At 60.2% G+C, this 25873-nt stretch carries 23 protein-coding genes and 1 tRNA gene; 15 read left to right on the top strand and 9 right to left on the bottom strand.

What is annotated here, in order from left to right; all coding sequences use genetic code 11:
• Positions 1-3: 3 nt before the first annotated feature.
• The 4 genes from R4P64_RS20120 to R4P64_RS20135 are packed head-to-tail and all read left to right on the top strand — an operon-like array spanning position 4 to position 5549.
• Entirely contained in the window at positions 4-1791 is a 1788-nt protein-coding gene (locus tag R4P64_RS20120; RefSeq protein WP_317822389.1) for a glycosyltransferase family 2 protein, read from the top strand.
• Positions 1788-3563, top strand: a complete 1776-nt coding sequence (locus tag R4P64_RS20125) for a hypothetical protein (RefSeq protein WP_141486311.1) — start codon at positions 1788-1790, stop codon at positions 3561-3563. Before R4P64_RS20120 ends, R4P64_RS20125 begins: the two co-directional genes overlap by 4 nt.
• A complete protein-coding gene (locus tag R4P64_RS20130) occupies positions 3556-4713 on the top strand; it encodes a glycosyltransferase family 4 protein (protein WP_317822391.1) in 1158 nt (385 codons plus the stop codon). The genes R4P64_RS20125 and R4P64_RS20130 overlap by 8 nt, the downstream gene beginning before the upstream one ends.
• Positions 4710-5549: a glycoside hydrolase family 16 protein gene (locus R4P64_RS20135; RefSeq protein WP_317822393.1), complete on the top strand. Its 840-nt coding sequence runs from the start codon at positions 4710-4712 to the stop codon at positions 5547-5549. The genes R4P64_RS20130 and R4P64_RS20135 overlap by 4 nt, the downstream gene beginning before the upstream one ends.
• Positions 5550-5715: 166 nt before the next feature.
• Here R4P64_RS20135 and R4P64_RS20140 read toward each other — a convergent pair whose 3' ends face one another.
• The 4 genes from R4P64_RS20140 to efeU form a co-directional block, all read right to left on the bottom strand.
• Positions 5716-6543 (bottom strand): glycoside hydrolase family 16 protein, encoded by an 828-nt coding sequence (locus R4P64_RS20140; RefSeq protein WP_233363443.1) that lies wholly within the window; start codon positions 6541-6543, stop codon positions 5716-5718.
• Positions 6544-6660: 117 nt separating this feature from the next.
• On the bottom strand, positions 6661-7947 hold the full coding sequence (gene efeB / locus R4P64_RS20145) for an iron uptake transporter deferrochelatase/peroxidase subunit (RefSeq protein ID WP_317822396.1): 1287 nt from the start codon (positions 7945-7947) through the stop codon (positions 6661-6663).
• Complete coding sequence (gene efeO, locus R4P64_RS20150) at positions 7947-9077, bottom strand: iron uptake system protein EfeO (RefSeq protein WP_317822397.1); 1131 nt, start codon at positions 9075-9077, stop codon at positions 7947-7949. Before efeO ends, efeB begins: the two co-directional genes overlap by 1 nt.
• A 15-nt stretch (positions 9078-9092) precedes the next feature.
• On the bottom strand, positions 9093-9992 hold the full coding sequence (gene efeU / locus R4P64_RS20155; RefSeq protein ID WP_045069322.1) for an iron uptake transporter permease EfeU: 900 nt from the start codon (positions 9990-9992) through the stop codon (positions 9093-9095).
• Positions 9993-10236: 244 nt separating this feature from the next.
• Here efeU and R4P64_RS20160 point away from each other — a divergent pair, with 244 nt between their 5' ends.
• The 7 genes from R4P64_RS20160 to R4P64_RS20190 all read left to right on the top strand — a co-directional run bounded on the left by R4P64_RS20160 (position 10237) and on the right by R4P64_RS20190 (position 15282).
• On the top strand, positions 10237-10947 hold the full coding sequence (locus R4P64_RS20160) for a lytic transglycosylase domain-containing protein (protein ID WP_371851326.1): 711 nt from the start codon (positions 10237-10239) through the stop codon (positions 10945-10947).
• 196 nt (positions 10948-11143) lie between these two features.
• Positions 11144-12430, top strand: coding sequence for a phosphopyruvate hydratase (gene eno, locus R4P64_RS20165; protein ID WP_033234550.1), 1287 nt, complete (start codon positions 11144-11146; stop codon positions 12428-12430).
• A gap of 22 nt (positions 12431-12452) precedes the next feature.
• The gene (locus R4P64_RS20170; RefSeq protein WP_033234549.1) at positions 12453-13121 is read left to right on the top strand and encodes an FtsB family cell division protein; all 669 of its coding nucleotides are present in this window, start codon (positions 12453-12455) and stop codon (positions 13119-13121) included.
• A complete protein-coding gene (locus tag R4P64_RS20175) occupies positions 13118-13663 on the top strand; it encodes a DUF501 domain-containing protein (protein ID WP_045069327.1) in 546 nt (181 codons plus the stop codon). The genes R4P64_RS20170 and R4P64_RS20175 overlap by 4 nt, the downstream gene beginning before the upstream one ends.
• The gene (locus R4P64_RS20180) at positions 13660-14622 is read left to right on the top strand and encodes a Ppx/GppA phosphatase family protein (protein ID WP_317822402.1); all 963 of its coding nucleotides are present in this window, start codon (positions 13660-13662) and stop codon (positions 14620-14622) included. Before R4P64_RS20175 ends, R4P64_RS20180 begins: the two co-directional genes overlap by 4 nt.
• Before the next feature lie 100 nt (positions 14623-14722).
• Positions 14723-14799 (top strand) — tRNA-Leu (locus R4P64_RS20185).
• Positions 14800-14937: 138 nt separating this feature from the next.
• Positions 14938-15282, top strand: coding sequence for a TraR/DksA family transcriptional regulator (locus tag R4P64_RS20190; protein ID WP_317822549.1), 345 nt, complete (start codon positions 14938-14940; stop codon positions 15280-15282).
• 154 nt (positions 15283-15436) lie between these two features.
• Here the strand turns inward: R4P64_RS20190 and R4P64_RS20195 are convergent, their stop codons facing one another.
• A complete protein-coding gene (locus R4P64_RS20195) occupies positions 15437-15784 on the bottom strand; it encodes a DUF3703 domain-containing protein (RefSeq protein WP_317822404.1) in 348 nt (115 codons plus the stop codon).
• A gap of 61 nt (positions 15785-15845) precedes the next feature.
• The gene (locus R4P64_RS20200; protein ID WP_317822406.1) at positions 15846-16364 is read right to left on the bottom strand and encodes a hypothetical protein; all 519 of its coding nucleotides are present in this window, start codon (positions 16362-16364) and stop codon (positions 15846-15848) included.
• Positions 16365-16501: 137 nt separating this feature from the next.
• On the opposite strand from R4P64_RS20200, the gene R4P64_RS20205 reads away from it, so the two are divergent.
• The gene (locus tag R4P64_RS20205) at positions 16502-17908 is read left to right on the top strand and encodes a HAMP domain-containing sensor histidine kinase (RefSeq protein WP_317822408.1); all 1407 of its coding nucleotides are present in this window, start codon (positions 16502-16504) and stop codon (positions 17906-17908) included.
• A 56-nt stretch (positions 17909-17964) separates the two neighbouring features.
• Here R4P64_RS20205 and R4P64_RS20210 read toward each other — a convergent pair whose 3' ends face one another.
• On the bottom strand, positions 17965-18645 hold the full coding sequence (locus tag R4P64_RS20210) for a response regulator transcription factor (RefSeq protein WP_045069336.1): 681 nt from the start codon (positions 18643-18645) through the stop codon (positions 17965-17967).
• A gap of 104 nt (positions 18646-18749) precedes the next feature.
• Between R4P64_RS20210 and R4P64_RS20215 the strand changes: the two genes are divergently transcribed.
• Positions 18750-19457 (top strand): metal-dependent transcriptional regulator, encoded by a 708-nt coding sequence (locus R4P64_RS20215; RefSeq protein ID WP_317822410.1) that lies wholly within the window; start codon positions 18750-18752, stop codon positions 19455-19457.
• Positions 19458-19509: 52 nt separating this feature from the next.
• Here R4P64_RS20215 and R4P64_RS20220 read toward each other — a convergent pair whose 3' ends face one another.
• Together R4P64_RS20220 and R4P64_RS20225 are read right to left on the bottom strand one after the other, a co-directional pair.
• Entirely contained in the window at positions 19510-19788 is a 279-nt protein-coding gene (locus tag R4P64_RS20220) for a hypothetical protein (protein WP_033234543.1), read from the bottom strand.
• Positions 19789-19998: 210 nt separating this feature from the next.
• The gene (locus R4P64_RS20225; RefSeq protein ID WP_033234542.1) at positions 19999-20676 is read right to left on the bottom strand and encodes a Tellurium resistance; all 678 of its coding nucleotides are present in this window, start codon (positions 20674-20676) and stop codon (positions 19999-20001) included.
• Positions 20677-21092: 416 nt separating this feature from the next.
• On the opposite strand from R4P64_RS20225, the gene R4P64_RS20230 reads away from it, so the two are divergent.
• Together R4P64_RS20230 and R4P64_RS20235 are read left to right on the top strand one after the other, a co-directional pair.
• On the top strand, positions 21093-23399 hold the full coding sequence (locus tag R4P64_RS20230; protein ID WP_317822414.1) for a putative bifunctional diguanylate cyclase/phosphodiesterase: 2307 nt from the start codon (positions 21093-21095) through the stop codon (positions 23397-23399).
• Positions 23392-25755 (top strand): putative bifunctional diguanylate cyclase/phosphodiesterase, encoded by a 2364-nt coding sequence (locus R4P64_RS20235; RefSeq protein ID WP_317822415.1) that lies wholly within the window; start codon positions 23392-23394, stop codon positions 25753-25755. Before R4P64_RS20230 ends, R4P64_RS20235 begins: the two co-directional genes overlap by 8 nt.
• The last annotated feature ends 118 nt before the right edge of the window (positions 25756-25873 follow it).

The following is a 25873-nucleotide window of genomic DNA, read 5'->3' on the forward strand; positions in this document are numbered from 1 at the left end:
GGCATGAATCGCGATGACAACTCCGGCAATGCAAGTGCCGCTGATATGACGAAAGAGATTGTGGTGCAGAATCATCGATCCGACGGGATCACGATCCTACAACCTGTCATGGCGCCCACACCGAACATCGAACTATGGGCTGGTGCGATCTGGATTGGACAGGTCGACGAATGGGAGCTACTCGCTGCGCCCTTCGTAGCACTCGCAGGCGGGCACCGCTACATCCGGGCTCGACTCCTGGTGTCTCGTCTGAATGGATCGTCGACTTTTGTCGAAGTGCACGTGGCGGACGGAGTGATCAGGTCCCGAGAGGCGTTGGATCTGTTGCCACAAACCGGCGCCGTAGCTTCCCCGCCCCTTCCTGAAGTGCTGGTGACGCTGATTATCTGCACCATGAATCGACCGGAACTGCTTCGGGAAGTACTCAATTCGCTTGCGGACCTCGACTACAGCAGCTACGAAGTCCTGGTGGTGGATAACGATCCGTCGTCGGGTCTGACACCGCCTGTGGTTGCAGAATTCGAAGGAATCCGGTTGGTGGGCGCGCCCGAACGAGGGTTGTCGAAGGCACGCAATATCGGATTGACAGCCGCCACCCATGACATCGTCGCGTTCACCGACGACGATGTCGTGATCGACCGTAATTGGCTCCGCGGGATAGTCGGTGGATTTGCTGTGGCCGGCGACGTCCAGTTGGTTACCGGGCTCGTGCCAACAGGTGAAGTTTCGACGGCTGCGCAAGCGTACTTCGACCGACGCGTCAGTTGGTCGAAGAACTTGGTGCAGAAGACGTATCGGATGGCGGCGCCACCACCAGCTGATCCGTTGTTCCCCTTCGAAGTGGGAAACTTCGGAACAGGCGCGAACTTCGCAGTACGTCGCTCCGCGGTACTTGCACTCGGCGGATTCGACGAGGGACTCGGAGTGGGTTCGCCCTGTGGCGGCGGCGAGGACATCGACATATTCGTGCGCATACTTCTCAGTGGCGGAGCGTTGGTTTACGAACCTGCTGCGCGTGTGTGGCACAGGCACCGGATCGACAACGCAGGCCTCGACAAGCAGATGGCGGACTACGGACTCGGATTGGGGGCATGGATCACGAAACTGATGCTGAACCCGCGCACGGCCTTGATGTTGGCGAGTCGCTCTGTCAAAGGGCTTAGACATTTTGGCGCAGTGTCCAAACCGGTTGCAGGCCGAGTACCTCTGACTCCGGATCTCGACAGACTGCCCAAGCTCGAGCGGTGGGCAGTTCTGCGAGGACCCGCCGCATTGATTCGTTCTCGCCGCGCAGGCCTGAAGAGTAAACCCCTCGCATCCGCCGGCGAAGATGTCCGCTCGAGCCCGATAATCCGAGGTCCGCACCTATCTGGTCCATTTACGCACCTGGTCAAGAAGATTGAAAATCGTTTCCCTACAGGTGAACACAAGCTTGCCGCCCTCGGAGTGGTTGGCGGTGTCAGTGGCCTGCTGGCCGCGATAATGGGCGCGACTGGAACTCTCAGCGGAATGCTGGTTCTCTTCTTTGTCATAGTGGGACCAGGCGCTGCCATCATGTCCTTCTATCCGAATCAACCCGGGTACGTGCGGACTGCAGCTGTTCCTGCGCTGGGTATTTCGATCATCGTTCTGATGACGCTGTTCATGACAACGATCGAGGAGTATTACCCCTTCTCGCAGTTAGTGATTCCCAGCCTTGTGACAGTAGTTCTGGCGTCACTACGCATGTACCTTCTCGTCGCACGTCCGCGGATGACGGTGTCTATTCCTACGCTGCGCAGACGGTCATGACTATCTTGGAGAAACCTGTAGGTGCCGCACCAGTCGATTCATCCGGTGACCCGACTGATGTGCTTTCTGTCATCGAAAAACCGGCAGTCCAAAGCCGTGACCGGATCTCGTGGTCGATTCTTGCTGCGGCCGTGACGAGTTGGTGGATTTCGACCCCATCGCTATCCACTGCGGAACCCTCCGATTTCGGGTTGCTATTCGCGGCCTCTCCCTTCTTCGTGGTATCGATCGTCCTGTCCGTGATCGGGTTTGTCGTCGCAATGTACCGACGGAACAACCGGTCGTCCTTCGCAGCCGTGATTGTGATTGCGCTGATACAACGGACAGCCACACTCATTGCATCGGACGTTCCGCTCTACACATGGACCTACAAACACCTCGGTGTGACCGACCTGATCCAACGCAGTCACTTTCTCGCTCGTGGGGTTGACGTGTACAACGGTTGGCCCGGGCTTTTTACTGCGACAGCGTGGTTTTCGCGGGTGACAGGAGTCCCCGACATCACGATCGCGAACTGGTTCGCAATCTGTGCGCATTTGCTCATGGTCGTGTTCTTCTACTGTATGGGGCGGGCGTGGCGACTCGATGTACCGACGGCGATCTCCGCGACGTTCCTGTTCGAGGTCCTCAATTGGGTTGCACAGGACTACTTTGCGCCGCAATCGCTCGCGATGATACTCGTTCTTGCCTTCCTGACGCTCGTCGGAGCATCCAGAGATCGCCCAAACCTGGTCCTCGTGATGGTCGTCATCTTCTGCGCAATCGTCGTCACGCATCAACTGACTCCGTACTGGATGGGGTTGATCATCGGAGCGCTGACGATCTCTCGGATGTTCCGGCCTTGGTGGCTTATGTTCGTGTTTGGCAGCGTCGCAGTCGGTTTCCTCGTATACAACTGGGACAGCGCAGGAGATTTCGCCAAGTTCTCGTTTGATCTGGCGTCGAATGCGAAGTCCAATCTGGCCGGGGCGAGTCTCACTCCTACCCCCGGACAGTCCTTTGCGAGTTTGACGATGCGCCTACTGACCGTCGGTTTGCTGGCGGCATCGGCTGTCACCGCGATCATCATGTGGCGCAGAAAGCTACCCGTATTCGCCTTGGTGATCATCGCTTTTGCGCCGTTGGCGATTCTGGCTGGGCAAGGCTACGGCGGGGAAGCGATATTCCGGGTATACCTCTACTGCCTGGTGGGGTGCTGCCTGCTATTGGCATTTCCGCTCACTTGGATGCTCCGCGCAAGGCGAGTGCCGCGCACAAAGATGATAGTTGTCGCCATCATGCTTCTGGGCGCGACCTTGTCGTCGTCAGAGGCATACTTCGGCGCGTGGTTTGCCTATCTGACCAAGCCTGTAGTTGTGAAAGCAGCGTCGGAAGTCCTGGAAACCGCCGATCCGAACGGTGTGCTGAGGGCTCTGTCGCCTGCGTGGCCCGACCGGCCGACACAAGCCTATTTGAGGCTTGCTGGCGTCGACCCGAAATTCGATATTCAGCCTGAGGCTTCGACGCTGTTCTACGGGGTGGACTTCAATACCGATGAAGAGTATTCGACATTCAACGAGCACTTCGTGGCCGAAAGCCGGGCGACGTACTTTGCGATCTCCGATCAAATGGTTTTCTACAACTGGTATTTCGGCTTGTCCCCGGAGGATGCACTGCCGAATCTCGAGACCCGGATGAGGGCGGATCCCGCATGGCATGTCTTTCTCGAGGGCAACGGATTTGTAGTATTCGAGCGCGCGCCAAGCCTGCAGAAAGGTGGGGACGGTGGCTGACGGAACCCTCCGGGTCGTGACATCTACCCTGACTCGTGACGTCACTGGTATCGAGCACAGCGTCATTCGACTCCTTCCGCACCTCCGCGAACGCGGTGTGAACGTCGTGATGGCAGCTCCTGCCGGGGGCGGACTCGAACGGGCGTGGACGGCCATGGGCCTCGAGTTTGTGGGCATGCCAGATGAACAACGCGTGGGTTTGCGTGATTCGTCGGGTGGATCCGCGCCGGCCTCTGCGTTGTTGTCTCAGATTCCGCGATCCGCATCGTGGATTTCGGCGTTTCGAAGACAGGCGCTGCGCGCGGATATAATTCACTCGAATTCTCTTCTGTCCCATCTGGATTGTGTTGCGGCGGGTCGATTGACACGAACGCCGGTGGTGCTCGAAATTCATGACATCCTCAACGAGGGGAGAGGGCGCTCGTTGCTCAGTGCAGCGGTGCGGGGTGCCTCCGCGTCGATTGCCGTGAGCAATGCCGCACTGGAACAACTGTCGGTTCGGGCACAGCGGAAGGCGAGTGTCGTCCCACAGGCGGTCGACACGGCGATCTTTACTCCCGGTCGCGGATCGGTGCGAGCAGAATTGACCAACTCGCCGGACTCTGTGCTGGTTGCGGTGGTCGGTCGAATGGATCCGGTGAAGGGCATCGAAACGCTGATCGAGGCAGTGTCCGAGATCCGTTCTGTCGGAGGAGACTTGCATTTAGTTGTCGTTGGTGGACCAACAGACGGGAATGCCGACTACGCCACAGGACTTCGGCGGCTGGCTGAGGCGTTGCTACCAGGTGCTGTCCGGTTTGTCGGTCAGCGTGACGACGTTGCCGAGATCCTACGGTCAGTCGACATCTTGTGTGTACCTTCGATGCGAGAACCGTTCGGGATGATCGCGATTGAAGCCATGTCGGTCGGAACTCCTGTGGTGGCCAGTCGGACCGGCGGTTTTCTCGACTACGTGGTCGACGGTCAAAACGGTCTGTTGACTACGCCGGGTGACGCGTCCGATATTGCTAGAAAGGTTCTCTCGCTGGTATCGGACGGTAATCTCCGAACACAATTGGTAGAACGCGCACACGACACGGTGTCACAGAATCACGAGGCTTCGGCACGAGCTGAGCGGGTGATCGAGATATATCGAAAGGCTATGAAATGAGTAGGAATTCGGCGGTCGCCGTGCGTTCGGGTGTCGTACTCTCGCTCACGTCACTGCTCCTTGTCACCTCCTGCGTAAACGACGTCACGCGAAGTCCGGAGATGCGAATGATGTTGGGGGCACTCGGTTCCGACGAATTCGATGGAGCGGCAGGACAACCGCCGAATCCTGCGTTGTGGGGCTTCGATGTCGGGGGTGGTGGTTGGGGAAACCAGGAGAAGCAGGTCTATACCGATTCCGTCGATAACGCCTCGCTGGATGGCAACGGCAATCTTGTACTGCAAGCGCGTCGTACGGACAAAGGATTCACGTCGGCGCGAATCGTGACCAGGGACAAGTTCACGTTTACCGAGGGGACACTCGCGGCACGCATCAAGTTTCCTATGTCCCCGGGGATTCATCCCGCCTTCTGGTTGCTTGGTGAGGATCTTGAAACGGTTGGATATCCAGAAAGTGGCGAGATTGACATCATGGAGTTGGTCCATGACGGCGCAGAGTTTCACAATGCCGTGCACGGGCCGTGGGTTGATCCGGCCGCACATTCCGAGGGCAAATGGAAGATGTCGTCCGACGGACCACTGGGCAGTGATGCCTCCGAAGACTTTCACATCTACGAGGTGATGAGAACTGTTGACTCGATTTCCATCGTCATCGACGGGGTCGTTGTTGGTGACTACTTGCGTAGTGAGGCACCTGAGGGCGCCAAATGGGTATTCGACAAGCCTTTTTACGTGTTGATGAATATCGCTGTCGGCGGTGAATGGCCAGGTCCGACAGACATCACCACATCGGATGTGTCGACGATGACTGTCGATTGGATCCGCTACTTTCGCTGAGTTCGGTAGTTGGAACTCGTGCTTATCCTTTGCAGCATAGTGGTATTCGCATGGAGAGGATGTGCGCGTGAGAGCAGTCGATCCCTACTGATTCCGGGAATGTTGTGTTTCTCCGCGAAGGGATCGACTGCAATTTGTCCGCTTACCACGTAGGTGTGGGCGCCAGTCAGTTTTCGTGGAACCATCGGACATAGTCCACGGTCATGGTAGCTGGCCATGGGGTCGTGGAATTCACTGCGCCAGGCCAGTCTCCGCCAATCGCGATGTTGAGCAAGGTATATGCGGGGGCGTCGAATACCCATGCCTCGGCTCCGGAGACTTGGGACTTGTCGAGATACAGCATTCGGACACCGTCGATGTACGTTTCGATCCGACCAGGTCGTTTCAGAATGCCATAGGTGTGAAATGCCGTGAAGTCGGTGCCAGGGCGGGTTCCACCGACGCTCCGATCCCACACGCCGGTTACTCTCGTGCCTGATTTTTTCGGACCATGGACCGCGCTCGTGTATGTCGTTGCGTCGTTGATGGTTTCGATGGCATCGATTTCACCACAGCCGGGCCAGCCTGCTGAGTACAGGTTCGTTCCGAGCGTCCAAAACGCCGGATGTAAGCCCTTCCCCGCGGGCAGTTTGATTCTTGCTTCGAGTAGCCCGTAGGTGAAGTCGACCTTGCCGTAAGTCCCCAGCCTTGCGGAAGTCATCGTATTGCCAACTTTTTGGGTCTGAATCAGGAGATTGCCTTGTCCGTCCAAACGGGAGTTCGCGCGAGAATCGGTATATACCTGTTTCTCGTTGTTTCCCCAGCCTCCGCCGGTTTCGTAACGCCAGATGTTTGGATTCGGAGCTGAATTTGCAGGACCGTTGAACTCGTCGTAGGCGTAGACCGTGAAGCGGTCCGCCGCAGCTGTCGGTGATACCAAGGGCGACAGCGTAATCGCCGCCACTGCCAGAGTTGTTGAAACTATGGAAGTGCGAAGGATCGATGAAATTGTCATGCGCAGATCGTAAGTTCGAGTTGTCGGTTTAATCCCGATCGTTCGGAATTGTTATAATTTCGATATAGTAATAACGTGCAGTTTGGTTCCAAGTATGGTATCGGGATTTTTCCCGGTCTATTCGCTCGAAAACAGTGTTTCGCCCCAATAACTTCCTGTTGAAAGTCCACCAGGGCAGGCAAAGACGGCAGAACCGACGTGCTGGATGTATTCGTTCAGTGCGTCGTGCCGGGAGAGGTTTTGCTGCATCGGAACAAACTGCTCGACAGGGTTCCGGCAGTACGCAACAAAGAACAAGCCGGCGTCGAGGTGACCGAGCCCGTCGGAACCATCGGTGAAGTTGTATCCGCGCCGCAGGATTTGGATTCCGCCCAGTTCTTCGGAAGACGCCAGACGGACGTGCGCGTCCTCGGGAATGACAAAGTCGTGGCCTTCCTTCGAGTCCAGATCGAGTTCGTCGAACTCGTCCTTTCCGCCGAGCGGAGCGCCACTGCGCTTCGACCTGCCGATGACGGCTTCCTGTTCCTTGAGGACTGTGCGATCCCATTGCTCGATCAGCATCCGGATGCGGCGGGCGACCAGAAATGATCCCCCCGCCATCCATTCCTGATCGTCGGCGCCGTCGACCCAGACGTGTTCGCTCAGTAGCGCTGGATCCTCCGCCTTGATGTTGGCGGTTCCGTCCTTGAACCCGAACAGGTTTCGCGGAGTTTGTTGTGTCGTGGACGTCGAGGATGTTCGCCCGAATCCTAGTTGCGACCATTTGACCGACGCCGTTCCGAAGGCCACGCGCGCGAGGTTGCGGATGGCATGAACCGCGACCTGGGGATCGTTGGCGCACGCCTGGATTGCGATGTCGCCGCCACTGCGCGCCGGATCGAGGTTGTCGGCCCGGAAATGCGGAAGGTCCAGTAGCGCAGCAGGCTTCTTGTCAGCCAGTCCGAAACGGTCGTCGAACAGTGACGGTCCGAAACCGATAGTGAGAGTCAGTTGTGAGGCAACAAGGTCGAGTGCCTCGCCGGTATCGCTCGGCGGTGCATACGGGCCGTCACCGGTTGCACCGTCCTCGGTTGCTTCCTCACCCTTTGTCATTCGCTCGGCCATAGTGGTCCAGGTCTGCAACAAAGCGATCAGTTCGTCGCGGGACGTCGTCGTCACGTCGAACGCGACGAAGTGCATACGATCCTGGGCGGGCGTTGTGATGCCGGCCTGATGGTCACCACGAAAAGCCACCACGTCGGAGTTGTCGGTGCTGGAACTGTTGTCAGCGGTGACCCGTCCGACAACAGCACCGGCACCAGCGAGGGCAACACCGGCTCCCACGGCGCCGAACAGTTTGCGCCGTGAGAGTCCTTGCGGTGTCGGATTTTCCGGGCTAGGTGTGCCCTCTGGTGCATCAGTCATTACTGCCCCGCAACTACTTCCTGAACCTGGCTGACCTCTGCGGACAGAGCGTCGATCTTACGTGAAAGATCCTGGCGCTGAGCTTCGGTGACGGTGTCGTAGAAGACAAATCCGTCGCCGACGCGGAACTGCGCGAGCGCTGCGTCGAGGTCGGCAAATCGATCCGAGATACGCTGGGCAAGTTCGGGATTGCGTTCCTGCAGAATCGGGTTCAGAGCGGCGATCGCAGCCTGGGAGCCGTCGACGTTGGCTTGGAAGTCCCACAGGTCGGTGTGCGAGAAGATGTCTTCTTCGCCGGTGATCTTGGATGTCGAGATCTCGTCGAGCAGTCCCTGTGCATCGCCGGCGATCTTGGTGGGATCGACCGAGTAGTCTTCGGCGTTTACCTGATCAGCCAGATACTGGATATCGACGAGCAGCTGATCTGCGACGGCATTGGTGTCGGGCTGCAGGCCGGTGACCCACAGATCCTTCTCGAGGCGGTGGAAGCCGGTCCAGACCTGGCCGGGCTCTAGGTCTGCCTCACGCAAGTCGAGCTTGGGATCGAGCTCACCGAAGCTCTCGGCCTCGGGCTCGATGCGTTCGTAGTACGTGCGATTGACCGGGAACAGCGCCTTGGCCTGCTCGATGTCGCCCGCCTGAACGGCTGCGACGAACTGAGCGGCGGTGTCCTGTAGTGCCACGATCTGGCTGCGGATGTATCGGCGGTACCCGTCTGCTGCTTCTGCGAGCTGGCCACTCTCGTCGGTGGCTGCCTGCGAATCGCCGGTGACGACAAAGTCCTGTCGGATACCGGTTCCGACCATTCCGGGCTTGCACGCAAGCTGATACGTCGCTGCCTCGGGGAGTGAGACGATGAGCTGACGCGTCAGACCGGGCCCGATGTTCTCGACCTCGCCCATCGCGCGGTCACCCTCGGCGAAGACGTAGAACTCGGTGACCTTCGTGCCGTTGTTGGTGACCTGGAACGTCGACTTGCCCGTCGTACCCGTGGTGGCACTGACGTCGCACGAATCATCGGTGGCAGTGACGATGACGTCGCCGTCGCTTGCCGTCGACTTCTCGGTGCACGCGGCAAGTGAGAAGGGGAGTACCGCGGCTGTCGCGAGCACGAGAGTGGATTTGCGCATCGTTGGAAGTGCCTTTCAGGATTCTGTCGGTTCGGACGAAGTGGTCGGCGATGCAGCGATGGCAGGTGCCGGTGACGATTGCGGACGCAGGAAGAGCGCCAGCACGACGACGAGATACACGACCCACGCGGTCGCTTGCAGAACCGTCGGGTCAGGGCGGAAGTTGAAGATGCCGGCCAGGACAGTGCCGTACCACGTGGACGGGTCGTAGCCCGGGGTGAGGTTGAAGGCGATGTTTTCGGCTCCTGGCAGGACGTTCCCGATCTGCAGGGCGCGGATGCCGTACGAGAGGATTCCGGCGGCCACGACGATGAGGAAAATCGCGGTGTAGCGGAAGAACGTCGTGAGATTCAGACGTAGCGCCCCGAAGTACATGGCGACGGTCAGGATGGCGGCCAGGAGAATGCCGAGCAGCAACCCGATGAGTGGCCATGAACTGCCTGCCGTGTTCTCGGCGTACCCGACCATCAGCAGTGCCGTCTCGACGCCTTCGCGGCCGACAGCAAAGAATGCGAGCGTCAGGATTGCGATCGGTCCGGCGACGAGGGCCTTTTCCATTCCGGCCTTGAGGTCGCCGGAGATGGTCTTGGCCGCGGTTCGCATCCACAACACCATCGCAGTCACGATCACCACGGCGATCAGTGACGCAATTCCGGCGATGACTTCCGCGGTAAGGCCGTCGACGGTGGATGTTCCGTAGTGGATGACAAGGAAAATGATCGCGACCATCGCCACGGCGGCAAAAACGCCGAGCCACACCCACTTCAGTGCGTCCCGCCGCTGTGCCTTGACGAGGTACGCGGCCAGGATCATGACAACGATGCCGGCTTCGAGGCCTTCGCGGAGACCGATCAGGCCACTGCCGAATAGCTGCGTGGCAACTGACGGACTGCTCGACGCTGCGAGTACCGACACGGGCACGGATGCTCCTTAATTGGAGGAAGCTCGGCAGCTTCACGGAATCGGCCAAAAGTAGGACAGCCTTAACTCCGATGAAGATACTCCACCTTGCGGCTGCTATCCACACCCTGACCAGGCCTTTTAATTCTCTTTACTATCAAATTCGGGTGTTCAGTCGACTCGTGTGGATGATGGAGGGGTGTACCGAACCACTGCCAAGACCCCGAGACCCCGGCGCGTCGTGCGCGTCGTCGCCGCGATAGCTGCCGGAACGGTGCTTGCCGGAGTGGGTATTGCAGCGTGTGGATCCGACGAACCGAAGATCGCGATTCCCGAAGGAATCCCGCCGGGCGTTGGCTTGCCGACACCGCCGATCGACATCAATGCACCCGGCCGCAGCGCAGATCAACTCGGTGATTGGGCCGCCGGACTGAGCAGTGACGTCGGAATCGGTACGACAGCGCTCACGGCCTACGGGTACGCCGCCGCCGTGATGGCTGAGACGTTGCCCGGTTGCGGGATCGGGTGGACGACCCTCGCGGGGATCGGGAGCGTCGAAAGCCGTCACGGAACGTACGACGGCTCAGCGGTAGACGCCGTGGGTCAAGTCAGTCCGATCATTCGCGGCATACCACTCGACGGTGGGCCGGGCGTAGCCGAGATTCCCGACACCGACGGCGGCACCATGGACGGAGATTCCGTCCACGATCGCGCGATGGGACCGATGCAGTTCATCCCGGAAACCTGGTTGAAGTGGGGCGTCGACGCCAACGGTGACGGTCGTATCGATCCCGACAATATCGATGACGCCGCCCTCACCGCGGCGCGGTATCTGTGTGCCCGCGGGGGAGACCTGACCACAGCCGCAGGGTGGCAGCAGGCTCTGATGGCGTACAACCTCTCCGGGGACTATCTCGCGCTCGTGCGCGATCGGGCTTCGGCATACTCGGTGGGAACGCGGCCGGCATGAGTGCTCATGACCGCAGTTCAGGCCGGTGTGTGCGCGTCGATAAAGAAGCCTTCGCGCGCTGCGGTTAGGCTGTGTGCTGGCACTACGGGGGCCCCGGCACGATCGTGGTCCAATGCCCATGCACGCAGTGTGTGTCCCAATGTCCACGCACGCGGAGTGCGCCCCAATGCGAAGCCCATCGAAGGAGAACCACACAGTGGCCAGTATTGAGCAGGTCGGAGCTCGCGAGATCCTTGATTCCCGTGGCAACCCCACGGTTGAAGTTGAGGTTTTGCTCGACGACGGAAGTTTCGCCCGGGCCGCAGTGCCCTCCGGCGCATCCACCGGTGAGCACGAAGCCGTCGAGTTGCGCGATGGTGGCGCTCGCTACGGCGGAAAGGGTGTCGAGAAGGCAGTCGAGGCAGTTCTCGGCGAGATCGCGCCCGCAATCATCGGCATCGACGCCACCGAACAGCGCACCGTCGACCAGGCGCTGCTCGACGCCGACGGCACCCCGGACAAGTCTCGCCTCGGCGCCAACGCACTCCTCGGCGCTTCGCTGGCAGTTGCCCGCGCCGCAGCGGAGTCCTCGGGCCTCGAGCTGTTCCGCTACGTCGGTGGCCCCAACGCCCACGTCCTGCCCGTCCCGATGATGAACATCCTCAACGGTGGCGCTCACGCCGACACCGGCGTCGACGTCCAGGAGTTCATGGTTGCTCCGATCGGTGCACCGAGCTTCAAGGAATCCCTGCGCTGGGGTGCCGAGGTTTACCACTCCCTCAAGTCCGTCCTGAAGGAAAAGGGTCTGTCCACGGGCCTCGGAGACGAAGGCGGCTTCGCGCCTGACGTTGCCGGCACCAAGGAAGCTCTCGACCTCATCACGATCGCCGTGAACAAGACCGGCCTCAAGCTGGGTACCGATGTCGCGCTCGCGCTCGACGTTGCAGCCACCGAGTTCTACACCGACGGCACCGGCTACAAGTTCGAGGGCAAGAATCGCACGGCAGCCGAGATGGCAGCGTTCTACGCCGAGCTCATCGACGCGTACCCGCTCGTCTCCATCGAGGATCCGCTCGACGAAGACGACTGGGACGGCTGGGTTGCACTCACCGATCAGATCGGCAACAAGGTTCAGCTCGTCGGCGACGATCTGTTCGTCACCAACCCCGAGCGCCTCGAAGAGGGCATCGTCAAGGGCGCGGCAAACGCACTGCTGGTCAAGGTCAACCAGATCGGCACGCTGACCGAGACCCTCGACGCAGTCGACCTCGCTCACCGCAACGGCTACAAGACGATGATGAGCCACCGGTCCGGCGAGACCGAGGACACCACCATCGCGGACCTCGCAGTTGCCGTCGGCAGCGGCCAGATCAAGACGGGTGCGCCGGCTCGTAGCGAGCGCGTCGCCAAGTACAACCAGTTGCTGCGCATCGAGGAGAACCTCGGTGATGCCGCTCGTTACGCCGGCGAGGTTGCATTCCCGCGCTTCGCATTCGAGGCCTGAGCAACACATTTAGGTATCAGCAGTGTCTGCACAACGCGGTAAACCACGATCCCCCGGCGGAAGTCCGGGGGGTCGTGGTTCCGGGCGCGCGGACACTGCTCGTCGCACCAAACCCGGCAGCACCCGCCGTGCACGCGGCACGGAAGCCGAGTCGGCGGAAGCAGCGTCGACCGGGGCAAAGGCAACGTCGGCCTCGACGCGTAAGTTCTGGTCGAGACTGCCCAGTTCCGACAACACAGTCTTCGGGCTCTCGACCAGCCGGGCTGTCATTCTCGCGATGGTTGTTCTGATGCTCGCGTTGACGTTGGCGGTGCCGTTGCGCACGTACATTTCTCAGCGTTCCGATGCCGCTCAGATCGCTGCCGAACGACGGGTACTCCAGGAGGAAGTTGACGCGCTCCGGCAGCAGAATGCGCGTTTCGATGATCCCGCCTATGTCGAAGCGCTTGCGCGGGAACGCCTTCGGTACGTCAAGCCTGGCGAGACGCCGTTCCAGGTACAACTTCCCGGTGACTATCAAGAACCCGAGAAGAAGCAAGTTGAAGAAGCCCCGCTGACAGGTCCGTGGTATCGCGATCTGTGGCAAACGATTTCGGAGCCACCAGTGGTTCCCGAGACGAAGGCAACGCCGGCGCCGATGCCGGTGATGCCGACAGAGCAGTCAGAAGAACAAGGAGTACCCACCGGGTGAGCAATCCGTCCGAAAATTCCCCTCACGTCGCGCAGGCAGATCTTGACGCCGTCGCAGCTCAGTTGGGCCGTGAGCCGCGCGGAGTGCTCGAGATTGCATACCGCAGTCCCGACGGCACACCAGGCGTGGTCAAGACAGCTCCCAAACTTCCTGACGGAACACCTTTTCCGACGCTCTACTACTTGACAGACCCCAGGCTGACCGCAGAGGCCAGCCGTCAGGAATCTGCCGGTGTGATGCGTGAGATGACCGAGCGCCTGACGCAGGATCCCGAACTGGCTGCTGCGTACCGCCGCGCGTACGAGTCGTATCTTGCCGAGCGCGACGCCATCGAATCCCTCGGTACCGACTTCGCCGGTGGCGGGATGCCGGATCGCGTCAAGTGCCTGCACGTTCTGATGGCGCATTCACTGGCCAAGGGGCCTGGCGTCAACCCGCTCGGTGACGAGTCGGTGGCTCTTGCAGGGAAGGGCAAGCTGCGCGGCACCGCCATCCCCGCTGATTGGCCGGGCATCGACGACGCGGTAGATCCCGAGAAGTGAAGGGTCGCGTTGCCGCCGTCGATTGCGGCACCAATTCGATCCGCCTACTGATCGCGGATGTCGGTGCAGACGGGCGATTGGTTGACGTCCGCCGCGAAATGCGGGTTGTCCGTCTCGGTGAAGGTGTTGACGCAACAGGAACTTTGGCTCCCGAAGCCATCGAACGCACCCGCGTCGCATTGGTCGAGTACGCGGGCATGATCGCCGAAGCCGGAGCAAGCGCCGTTCGGATGGTTGCTACATCCGCGACGCGCGATGCTGCCAACCGCGACGACTTCTTCGCGATGACGCAGGAAGTGCTGGGCGGCGTGATTCCCGGTGCGGGCGCCGAGGTGATCTCCGGCGACGAGGAAGCGCGATTGTCCTTCAGTGGTGCTGTGGGAGAGCTTGATCCGTCCGAAGGCCCCTTTGTTGTGGTCGATCTCGGCGGCGGTTCCACCGAGTTGGTTCTCGGCGACTCTGCTGGTGTTCAGGCTGCGTATTCCACCGATATCGGCTGTGTGCGGGTGACCGAGCGGTGCCTGCATTCCGATCCTCCGACCACTGAACAGGTCTCCGATGCAACAGAATTCGCGTCCGCGAAGCTTGCGGAAGCATTTGCGGTTGTTCCCATCGAGAAGGCTCGGACTTTTGTGGGTGTCGCGGGAACCATGACGACGCTCTCGGCAATCGCGCAGGATCTGCCGGACTACGACGCAGACAAGGTGCACCTGTCCCGAATCTCGTTCGGCCAGTTGATCGACGTGTGCGAGCGCCTCACCGCGATGCCGCGCGCCGAACGAGCGAAATTCGGGCCCATGCATCCCGGACGCGTCGACGTGATCGGCGGCGGAGCGATCGTCACCACCATCCTCGCGCGGGCATTCGAGGACAAAGCGGGAATCACCGAACTGGTGGTCAGCGAGCACGACATCCTCGACGGTATTGCCATGTCGATTCCGCTGCCCGCATCCCAATAGTGCTGATGGGCATCACGATCGGTGGGTCTGATTACGATGCCTGAGAGCGCACGATAGTGTGATCCCTGTTGTTGTCGGGAAACCGGCAACAGCAGGGAAGGCCCCCATAGCCCAATTGGCAGAGGCAACGGACTTAAAATCCGTCAAGTGTCGGTTCAAGTCCGACTGGGGGCACCAAAAAGACCAGCTCACCGCACAATTCGAAGCCTCGGATGTTCATCCAACTTCGCTTCGGTACGCAGAGGGCACGCAGGTCTCTCCGACCAGCCGATCGCACGCATTGTGCGCGGTGCTCGGGCAGCGTTGAATACTATGATGCAGGATTTCCACGCGACCATCGGCCTGGAACGGCGGCGGGCAGAGCACCGCTTGGCATCACTCCGCGAAGGGCTCGAATCCATAATCGAAGGTTCCCGCTGGACTACCGATGACGATGAACACGATCCCGAAGGGTCGACCATCGCGTTCGAGCGGGCCAAAATCGCGTCTCTCATTGCCGATACCGAAGCCGAATTGCGGGATTTGGATGCGGCGACAACCCGCCTCCGGTCAGGTGAATACGGAATTTGTGAGGTCTGCCAGGAGCCGATTGCAGACGCCAGACTGGAGGCGCTACCCACTGCGCGGCAGTGCATCGAGTGTGTGCGACGGAGTCGATGACAGTTCTGTGCGTGTATCCGGCATCGAGAAGACTGTCCTGCGCCCCTGTAGCACGGATCGATGTCGAGCAGTCGCGATGGTCCGCACAGTTTCCGCCCGCATCGTGGGTTGGCCATTCCAGTTCGAGTCGCCACCGAATCCGGTGGTGGGTCGGCTAAGCCGAATTGGTGAGAAGGTTCGCCAGCTGATCCGGTATCGGCATCGGTGTCGTGAGCCCAGCAGCAGTGCGCCCAGTGTTGCCGGAGGGGTAGCGGCCCAGGACCGAACCGGGTGCCGCAACCACGATCCGCACGAGCTGTCCGCGCGCTTCGCGCCAATCGCGTTGCCGCAGTGCCAGTGTGAGCATTGCAACGTGATTACGCGTATGCGGCCAGGGGTACGGCTGAGCCAGGATGTGCGCCTGTTCGAGGTGAATCCATTTCTGCGCGTCGTCGCTGGTAGTTCCGACGTCGTACATTTCGGCGTTATACGCGGCGCGAATACGCTCGGGCATCCTTGTCATGCGGGTTCCTTCGTTCGGATTCGACTGTGTGGTGTTCGCGCCGCGTATGCAATCAGATGCTCTAGCTGCCGAACTGGCTCAAGACGCCGTTGAGCAGGCCCTGCAGCAGGGCCGCCGGGTCAAGTGAACCGGTAGCCGGCGGAGTGGTGCTGGTGACCGTGACGCGGACCGATGCGATCGGATCCTGGTACTCGGTGTCGCCGTCTTCCTTGCACTTGGTGCGGACCTGGTACTCGCCGTCGGGGAAGACTGCAGAGGTGCCGATGCCGGAGGCATTGGTCAGTACCTGACCGGCGACCATGGTGTCGCCCACGACGAGGTAGCTCGAGCCGACCTTGGTGGTCGAGTCGAGGATGGTGGCGTCGGCGCGGTAAACGGTGCCCTCACATTTGACGAAAGCCTTGGTGGTGTTGAGGCCGGTGATCGAGGTCGTGATGGTGCCTGCGCCGGCGTTGGCATGCACGGATGCGCCGCCGGTAATCGCTGCGGAGCCGATTGCCGGGTTGACGACGAGGGCGAGTGCCGACAGGCCGGCAATGGTGCCGGCGACGGCCAGGCGGTGCCCGGTACGAGTAGCCATGAATGGTGTCCCTTCGGTTCGTGTGGTGACGACAGCATCTACGGCAAGTCGCACAGAATGCATCCTGGACCAGCAATACTTAGGGGACGCTGAGTTGCGCTACGGATCGAGCGCATGGCGCGTCTACTGTCTTACTCGTGCACTCATCACTCACTGCGTGGACCGGCCGAATTCGTCGGCGGCTCAGGCCTGTGCGTACCCGTCTGACGGTGCTGGCGACGTTGTTGGTTGCGCTTACGTTGACTGTTGCGGCAGGGGCAGTGCTCTACGCTCTGCACCAGTCGTCGCGCCAATCAGCCGACGTGGCAACTACAGCCCGTGCGAGGCAGATCGCGGCGGTCATTGAGTCGAAGGGGCTTGCGGGCCTCGACGAGTCGTTGCTGACTGACAGTCGGTACGTCGACATCATTCAGGTGGTGGACGACGCGGGGCACGTGGTGTTCAGTGGGGAGCGCTATCCCGTTGGTCCGCTGGGCTCGGGGCTGCGGCCTGGCGAGGAACGACGGGAAAGCGGTTTGCAGACAACCCCGGACGGTCCCGCGTATCGCGGGGCACTTGTCGGTGCACTCGCCCCGGGTGGCGAAGCGGTCACGGTGGAGGTCGGGGCGGCCGAGAGTCGCCTCGATTCGCTTTTTCGCTTTGTTGCTGTGCTGGCCGCCGTGGTGATCCCGATCATCGTGATCGGGACAGCTGTCTTGACCCATTACTTTGTCGCCCGGACCCTGAAACCGGTTGACGACATTCGTAGACAGGTTGACGACATTACCGGTGGAGACCTCGATCAGCGGGTGCCTGTACCGGATACCGGCGACGAGATCGCCACTCTGGCAACCACAATGAATGCAATGCTCGAACGCATCGGCACTGCCCGGGCCGAGCAGATGCGCTTCGTGAACGACGCGTCGCACGAGCTCAACAGTCCGTTGACCACATTGGTGGGTCTGCTTGATCTGTCCCGGACAACGAAGCAGCCCATCGACCCGGAGACCGTCGCGACAGTCATGATGCCTGAGGCACTTCGGCTGCAAGGGATGGTTTCCGACCTGTTGTTCCTCGCACGCGCCGACGAACGCGGTGTGCCGCTGCGGCTGGCCGACGTTGACATCGACGAGGTGGTCAGCGCCGAGGTTGCACGGCTCGAAGCGCTTGGTCGGCATACGATTACCGCGAAGATCAGCGCGGTGCGGGTGCAAGGTGACGGCGAGAAACTGGCTCGTGCCTTGCGTAACATCGCGGACAACGCATCCCATCACACTCATGACCGTCTGGACTTCGCGATAACCGTCGACGCCGATCGGCGCCATGTGAGTGTGACCGTGTCCGACAATGGGCCCGGGATTGCCGATGCCGATAAATCGCGAGTACTGCAACGCTTTGTCCGTCTCGACACTGTCCGTGAACGTAGCAGTGGGGGTTCAGGTCTCGGTTTGGCGATTGTCCACGAAATCGTGCGGGCCCACCACGGAAACGTCACTGTTGCAGATGCTCCCGACGGCGGCGCCACAGTCGGATTCACGCTCCCGGTGCCACCGTGGAGCGAATAGCCTCCACGATCGGTGCCGTGGAGCGAATAGCCTCCACGATCGGTACCGTGGAGCGACTAGCCTCCGCCGTCGGCTGCCAACCGGTAGCCGACTCCACGAATCGTTTCGATCGACTTGCACCCGAACGGGGTATCGATCCGTCGCCGCAGGTAGCTGACGTACACCTCCACGACGTTCTCGTCGCCTCGGTAGTTGATATCCCACACGGACTGGAGGATTTCGGTTTTGGTCACGACTTCGCCCTTGTGGCGCATCAAGAACTCGAGCATTCCGAATTCCCTTGGTGCCAAGGTCAACTCGGTATCTCCTCGTTTGGCAACGTGAGACGTGGGATCGACGCTCAGCGAACCCGCAGTCAGCACCACCGGCCGCTCCGGTGCGCCGCGGCGCACCAGAGCTCGCAAGCGCGCGATCAACACGACAAACGAGAAAGGCTTTGTCAGATAGTCGTCGGCGCCGAAATCGAAGGCATCGGCCTGGTCGTACTCTCCGTCCTTGGCGGTCAGCATCAATACTGGTGTCCACACACCGTCGCGGCGCAGCTGGCGCACCACCTCGTACCCGTTGAGTGCAGGCATCATGATGTCGAGTATCACGACGTCGAAATGCTCTGTAGTCGCCTTCTCCAGCCCAGCGCGGCCGTCATGTTCCACGTCCACGACCCAGCCTTCGGTCACCAGCATCCTGCGCACAGTTTCCGCGACATTACGGTCGTCGTCCACCACAAGAATTCGCACGGCTCTACTATCCCTGCTCCGGTCCGGCACCACCAAAGTCCGGTATCGGAACCACCACTGCGTTCGAGCAAGCACGACTTCTGTTTGGAAAGGCACCTGGCCGCGTGAAGGAAATCGTCAACACCACTGAGATGTATCTGCGCACCATCTACGACCTCAACGAGGATCGTGTCCCGGTGCGGCAATCTCGCTTGATCGAACGAATGCACCAAGCCGCTGCGACGGTATTTCACACTGTGACACGGATGAAACGAGCCGGTCTGGTCTCGATTGCCGACGATAACCTCATTGAACTTACCGATCCGGGAAGCATCCGTGCGATCGAGGTGACTCGCAAACATCGACTTGCCGAGCGACTGCTCACCGACGTCATCAACATGCCAACGACACTTGTGCATGGGGAAGCCAGCCGCCTGCAACACGTCATGAGCGAGGAGGCTGAGCGGCGCATTGTCGACCTCCTCGGTGGTCCGACCACTTCGCCGTGGGGAAACCCCATCCCGGGGCTGGAGCACTTCGGAATTACAGTTGAATCAACGGGTGCAGCAACAAAACTGGCCGACATTCCGGAATCGACACTGCCTGTGGCCGGCGTCGTCAGGTCCATTTCCGAACATGCGCAGTCCGATCCCGAACTCATCAGGTTCCTGGTCAACGCCGGCGTCATTCCCGGTGCCCGCGTGACGATCAAGCCGAGTGGAAAGTCCTACGCCGTCAGAGGTCTTGATGAGATCGAAATCCCGAAGAAGCTGGCCCACATCATTGATGTCGACTGCACATCCACTTCTTCGAATATATCGGCATTCAACTGACAGGTCAGAATTATTGCGGTACTTGACTATTCGTTTACGGCAGGGATGAAGGTCATTTCGGGGAATGGAATCCGTGGATGAATCCGCAGGCGATCCAGAAGGTTGCGGCAGCGGCGACGGTGACCCCGATCGACGCGGCGAGGTGAGAACTCGAGATCCACACCATGATCCCGAGGATGACGGCAACGATGACGATCAGCACTGTGTCGGTTCGCTTCACCCACATTCGGATCACCAGTTCAGTCTTGAGAAGCTCGAGGAGAACTTCTTCTCTGGTACCCGTGCCGGTGAGCCGCGAAACCGCGTGTGAAATGGCGAAATTGCGGCGCATTACGTGGCGACGGAGCTAGGTGATGCCCCGATCTCGAGGGAATCGGGGCACCACCGCCGACCAGGCTAAGCACATAGCACGGCCGACCCACTATCGGTGTCGAGTTGACCCCTCATGTCTGACCCCACAGAAATCGAGCCTAGCCAATTCCACAGTCAAATATGGACAAATTGCGCAATAGTGGCAGACCCTGATTGGTCTCGTCGCTGCCTATTTACGGCCCGCAGACCACTGCATGCCCCAACTGTAGGCGCGGTCGAGGTCGGACTGACTGCCGTTGATGTACTGCACTTCCCGGGTAACACTCACGCCTTGTCCAGAACTCTGGATGAAGGCGATTGCGCAGATGCGAGCCTGATTGCTCGCAGAGTCCAGTCGAACTTCCACTTGGGGTCCTGTGGTCGGCTCCAGGGTGACAACGCCGTCGACGGCAGCCCAGTTGGGTGCGCCGTCGTAGATCATCGCGAAGATCAGAATCCGTCGGAAGACGCTCGGGTCGGCGAGATTGACGTGCATGTTCTCGCCGCCGGTGTTCGAACCGCTGCGATCGTCGCCGTCCAACATGATGAACGGCGCGGTATTCAATGCTCCGAAGCTGTTGCCCAGTGCCTGGACAACCCCTTTGGAACCGTCTGCGAGTTCGTAGAGACAGCCGAGGTCGAGATCGACGGCACCAGATCCTGCGCCGGCGAGTTTGGCCAGGAAACCCGTTTTCTTCGGCGCGGCACCTTGTGACCAGTTGAGATTCACACGCATGTTTCCCTGGCGTTCGCCGGCCTTGGCGAGATTGACCGTCGGTGCGGCTTTGGTCAGTGTGATCTTGCTCAGATTGACCGAGCCTGTGGAGGGTGTGGATTCCGAGGGGCGCCGGGTGTAGTCGATTGCCATCGTAGTTGTCCTTCTCTGAACCCGAAGAGTTCGATCGTGGAACCTGGTGCGCGATCAGTTGCGAATTTTGTCCGTTGTGATGGTCGATCAGATCCCATTGTTCCTGATGTCCGATTTTGGTGACGGTGTGGACATCAACCGAGCCTCCTCGACCAGTGCGGAACCTAGCCGGTGTCCGGCCGATGTCACGGCCGGTGTCACGGCCGGTGTCCGGCCGATGTCACGGTCGATTCACATGATGTTGCCATGACGGCGCTCGTGGTTTGCTGACTTTGGGGCAATCGTGTGGTTTCCTACCGTAGTGCCACTTGGACGTCCGTATCGATGGGTGAATTCTTGTTACGGCATAATTGCCGGATTGGTGCAAGGCTGCATGTAGGTCGGTCCGCACAGAGTCCGACGGGCGAGGGGGCTCGATGGGTTTCGAACCACGTTCGGCACTGCTCGCCGAGCAGCGCGCACTGACAGCGGCGCAGCGGCGTGACCTCAGGAACCGGCAGATCACCGTCAGCTTCACGATGTTGCCCTGGGCAGCAGCGGTACACCTTCTGGTTGTACTCGGATTGTCGATGTACGTCATTCCCGAGGACGGCGGCCTTTTGCTCAGGGCCTGGCCGATTGCTGCAGGAGTAGTCGGCCTTGTCGGCGCGTATGTAGGGGTTGCCGTCAGACGAGGGGCGATCGTGCAGTCCGAGCACCTTGCCTATATTTTCCTGGCATTCGAGTTTGCCGCCGCGGGTGTCCTCTACTCAGCGCTCGCGATTGTGTTGTACCCGATCCTCGACGACGCCGGCGACCTGGTGATGACGGGCACGATGGCGGCGATTATCGGTGCGGGTGCGCTGACTACGGCGGTGCTGCGTTCTCTAGGTGTCATCTGGATTCTGTCGAGTACGGTGATTCTCGGCATCGCGTTCTGGCAGCAACCAGGCCCGGAGTTCGGACGGCTTCTGATCAGTCTCCTGGTATACGGAACCGCGCTGATCGCCGGCACGATCGTGGTATCGGGGCATATCGAAGGGCGCTACAAAGCGGAACTCAGCGCCGCGGCAGAGCGGACTGTTGCGCAAATGCTGCTCGACGATTTCGAAGGCAATGCCGCGGATTTTGTGTGGGAGACCGATAGCAAAGGTCGGTTCTTGCGGATTCCCAGCAGGCTCGCGTTCGACGCCGGGATCGATCCGGCTGCGGTGCGAGGTGTGTCATGGCAGCAACTCTTTGCCGAGCTGGGGTCATACGAGCTACCTGGCGGACGTGACGCGTTGTTGGAACTGGAGAAGGCTCGCAGCGCAAAGGACGCGTTTGTCGACGTCATGCTTCCGGTGCGGGTACGTGACGCCATACGGTGGTGGAAACTGTCCGGTCGGCCTACCCCCGGACTGGCACCTGACGATTTTGTCTGGCGAGGCGTCGGCTCGGACGTCACCGATGTGAAGATTCAGAGCGACGAAATCGTTCGCATGGGTCTGATCGACGCGCTGACCGGGATGCCCAATCGACACAATTTCTGGTTGGAACTCGAACGCAGCGTGCGTAACTCGGAGCAAGGGAAACCTCGGATCGCGCTTGCGATGCTGGACCTCGACAACTTCAAATCGGTGAACGACACGCTGGGACATTCGATAGGCGACGAAGTGTTGAAAGAGGTGGGAGCACGCCTGGTGGAGGTAGGCGGAGCAGCACACCTGTGTGCGCGTCTCGGCGGTGACGAGTTCGCAATCTTGTTCCGAACGGTTGACGATCACGACAGCGTGCACACGGATCTGCTGAGTTACGTCGATATTCTCCGAGAACCGGTTTTGGTGTCCGGTAACCGGTTGGATATCGGATGCAGCATAGGGTTCCACGTTCCGGCTGATCGGGGACAAACCGCTGATGCGCTACTGGTGGCGGCGGACCTTGCGCTCTACGCAGCCAAAGAATCGGGGCGAGGAACAATCCTCCAGTATCAGCATTCGATGCAACTGACCGCGACCAGACGCGCACATCTGTTGGAAGACATCGGAAATGGCGTATCTCCCGACGATATCGAGCTCCGCTTTCTGCCGCAGCTCGACGTGGCTTCGCGCTCGATAGTCGCGGTCGAGGTCAAAGCGACGTGGAACAACGCGAGGCTGGGAATGGTGCCGGCAACCGAATTCATGGTTGTTGTCGACGACGCCGGACTGTCGTCGACCGTCGGCTCGATGCTGTTCGAGAAGGCATGCAGCGCTGCGTCGAAAATGCCGGGTGATATCCGGTTGGCAATCAGCGTCTCTGGGCGCGAACTCGAATCGGATGGGCTTGTCGACCATGTTGCGGACGCGCTCGACAGATGGGGTGTTCTTGCTCGTCGAATCGAGTTGCAGCTCACCGAATCATCGGCGATCTCGGATCGAGCGAAGGCTGGGATGCGTGGGGTGGCTGGGCTTGGTGTTTCGTTGACCGTCGACGAGTTCGGAACCGGATTCTCGTCCCTTGCATCGCTGTCGGATCTCCCTTTTACTCGCGTCCGCGTCGATCGGTCGTTCTCGGGAACCGTTCCGGGGCAGTGGCCGATTCTTGCCGCCGTTGTGACCTTGGTCGAGTCGTTGGGTTTGGAGGCGGTGATGCTGGGGGTCGACAGCGAGGAGCAATTCGCGGGTGCGGCCGACATGAAAGTGCGGACGGTGCAGGGTCGTGTCGCGGGTGAGGCGATGACGCTCGAGAATCTGATGCGGATCTTGTCGGTGCACCATGAGTGAGAGCAGAGGGATGAGGCAGCAGGCATTCCACACGGTGCTTCATCTCATCGATCCGTCGTGGACGGGCGACCCCGCGTCGTACTACGAAGATCGAAGACTCCTCGTCCGCCGATTGCACTACTCCGCGCGTGTCATGCCCTTGTCATTCCTCATCGCAGCTTGTTCGTTGAGCATTATCGTTGCTTTCATGCCAGTCGAAACCGGTTGGTTCAGATGGACGTGGATGGCATTAATACTTGCAACCAATGTCGTGCTTACCGTTTTCTGGTTGACGCGGCTCAAGACGCGCGAGCCCGCGTGGGAGATCACGGGCCTTTTCGTCATGGCGGTTCAGGTACTCGTGTGGGGGGCGCTGCTGGCGTGGGCGGCGGTAGTTCTCTTCCCGCTTCTCGAAGCCGCCGAAGAATTGACGCTGACGGCAATCTTGTTGGGAGGCATAGTAGTAGGGATCATTCCGGTAGTCATGTTCCGGGGTTTGACGACAGTGTGGATCTTATTTGTCGGCGGTGGTCTGGCGTGGGGATTCTGGACTGAACCAGGTTCGGAGCGTTGGGTACTACTAGGATTGCTCGGTCTCTATCTCGTGTCGCTCCAATGCGGAACATTGGTGTTGGCAAACGTTTTCGAGCGTCGCCTCCGCGCAGAACTCAACGCGGAGGATCAGCGCGATCTTGTCGAACTGCTACTCAACGATCTCGAAGACGGTGCGCAGGACTGGCTGTGGGAAACCGACGACAAGGGTATCGCGGTGGCTGTGTCCCATCGTTTTGCGGAGAGTCTGGGATTGCCGGCCGCCGAGATCAGTGGACGGGCTATGAGCGAGATTCTGAAGGGCGTCGGGGCCGACAGAACAGCGACCGGACGCATTGCGCTCGACACACTTGTCGAGCGCCTCGACAACGGTGACGCATTCCGTGACATCGAATTGGACGTGTGGATCGGCGGTCGACCTCGACGGTGGTCGATGTCCGGGCATCGTAGGAGTGACAGCCTTTCCGACGGCGGTTGGCGCGGCGTCGGCTCCGACATCACGCGCGTTCATCAGCAGCGGGAGTACATTCGCGAACTTGCCGAGGTGGATTCGCTCACCGGACTTCAGAATCGGTACACGTTCACGGCGCGGTTGTCGAAGATGATCGCCGACGGAGACGATGTCTGGCTGGCCATGCTCGACCTCGACAATTTCAAGTCGATCAACGACCGCTGGGGGCACCGCGTCGGCGATAACGTGCTGGTCGATGTGGCGGCGCGGCTGAACGCCGTGCTGCGCCTGACGGAAATCTGTGCTCGACTCGGTGGGGACGAATTTGCCGTGGCTTTCAGCGGGATCGACGACGAGCAGGAAGTCAAGGAGCGGTTCCAGTCGATCGTCGATGCGATCGATGTTCCATTCGACCTCGCCGGCAACTCGATTCGGGTTCGGGGAAGTCTTGGATACGGTTCACTTCCGAATGATGCGGCAAACCTCGACGATTTGGTCGTTGTCGCGGACCTCGCGCTTTATCACGCGAAGGTGAGTGGTCGGAATCAGATTCGACGGTTCGACTCGACTCTGCGTGAGCGCGCTACCGGTAGGGCCAGGGCACTCCTGGATCTTCGAATGGCGGTGCAGAACGGCGAGTTCGAACTTGCCTACCAACCGCAGGTGTCGGCAGCTACTGGAGCGGTCGTGGGATTCGAGGCGTTATTGAGGTGGAACCACCCCGTCTCGGGTGTGGTTTCACCGGCTGACTTCATCTCGGTCGCGGAGGAAACAGGGCTTATGGTTCCTATCGGGGCAGAGGTCTTGCGCACCGCATCCGCGCTGGCGACGACGTGGCCCGACCACGTGCGTATTGCAGTGAATGTTTCTCAGGTGCAGTTGCGTTCCGTGGGGTACGTCGAATCCGTTCGCGAAGTTCTTCGCGAAACAGGCTTGGCTGCGGAGCGACTGGAGATCGAGGTGACCGAGTCGCTGGTCATCGACGACTCGGATCGAGAAGTCCTGCTACGGATCGCGGAGTTGGGTGTTGCCATTGCCATGGACGATTTCGGCACCGGGTACTCCTCGGTCGCGAGCCTGTCCTTGCTGCCGGTGGACAGATTGAAGATCGACCGAGCTTTTGTGAGCCAATTGGACGCGGATCCGGCGGAGTCGAGAACCGCGGTATTTCGCGCCATTGTCGACATTGCCGAGTCGATGGGCTTGGAAACGGTTGCCGAGGGCGTCGAAACCGATCGTCAGAGAGCCGTGGTGACCGAGTGTGGCTGCCGCGTCGTTCAGGGCTATCTGGAAGGTCGCCCGATGCCGGCGGCGGACGTCGACGCGTTCATCGAGTCTCGCCGGAATTACAGATTGCCTTCTGCCGCTGAGTGAGAACGCGCGCCGCGTTTGGTTTCTCTTTGTGTGATGGTGCATTCCGGAGCGGCCTCATCTCGAGTTGCCGAGCGAGAACAGTGACGGAGTGATGTGTGGTGAGCGATTCGGCGTTTGT

Origin of the sequence: Rhodococcus sp. IEGM 1366 (assembly GCF_033142425.1) — a bacterium.
Lineage (GTDB): Bacteria > Actinomycetota > Actinomycetes > Mycobacteriales > Mycobacteriaceae > Rhodococcus_F > Rhodococcus_F globerula.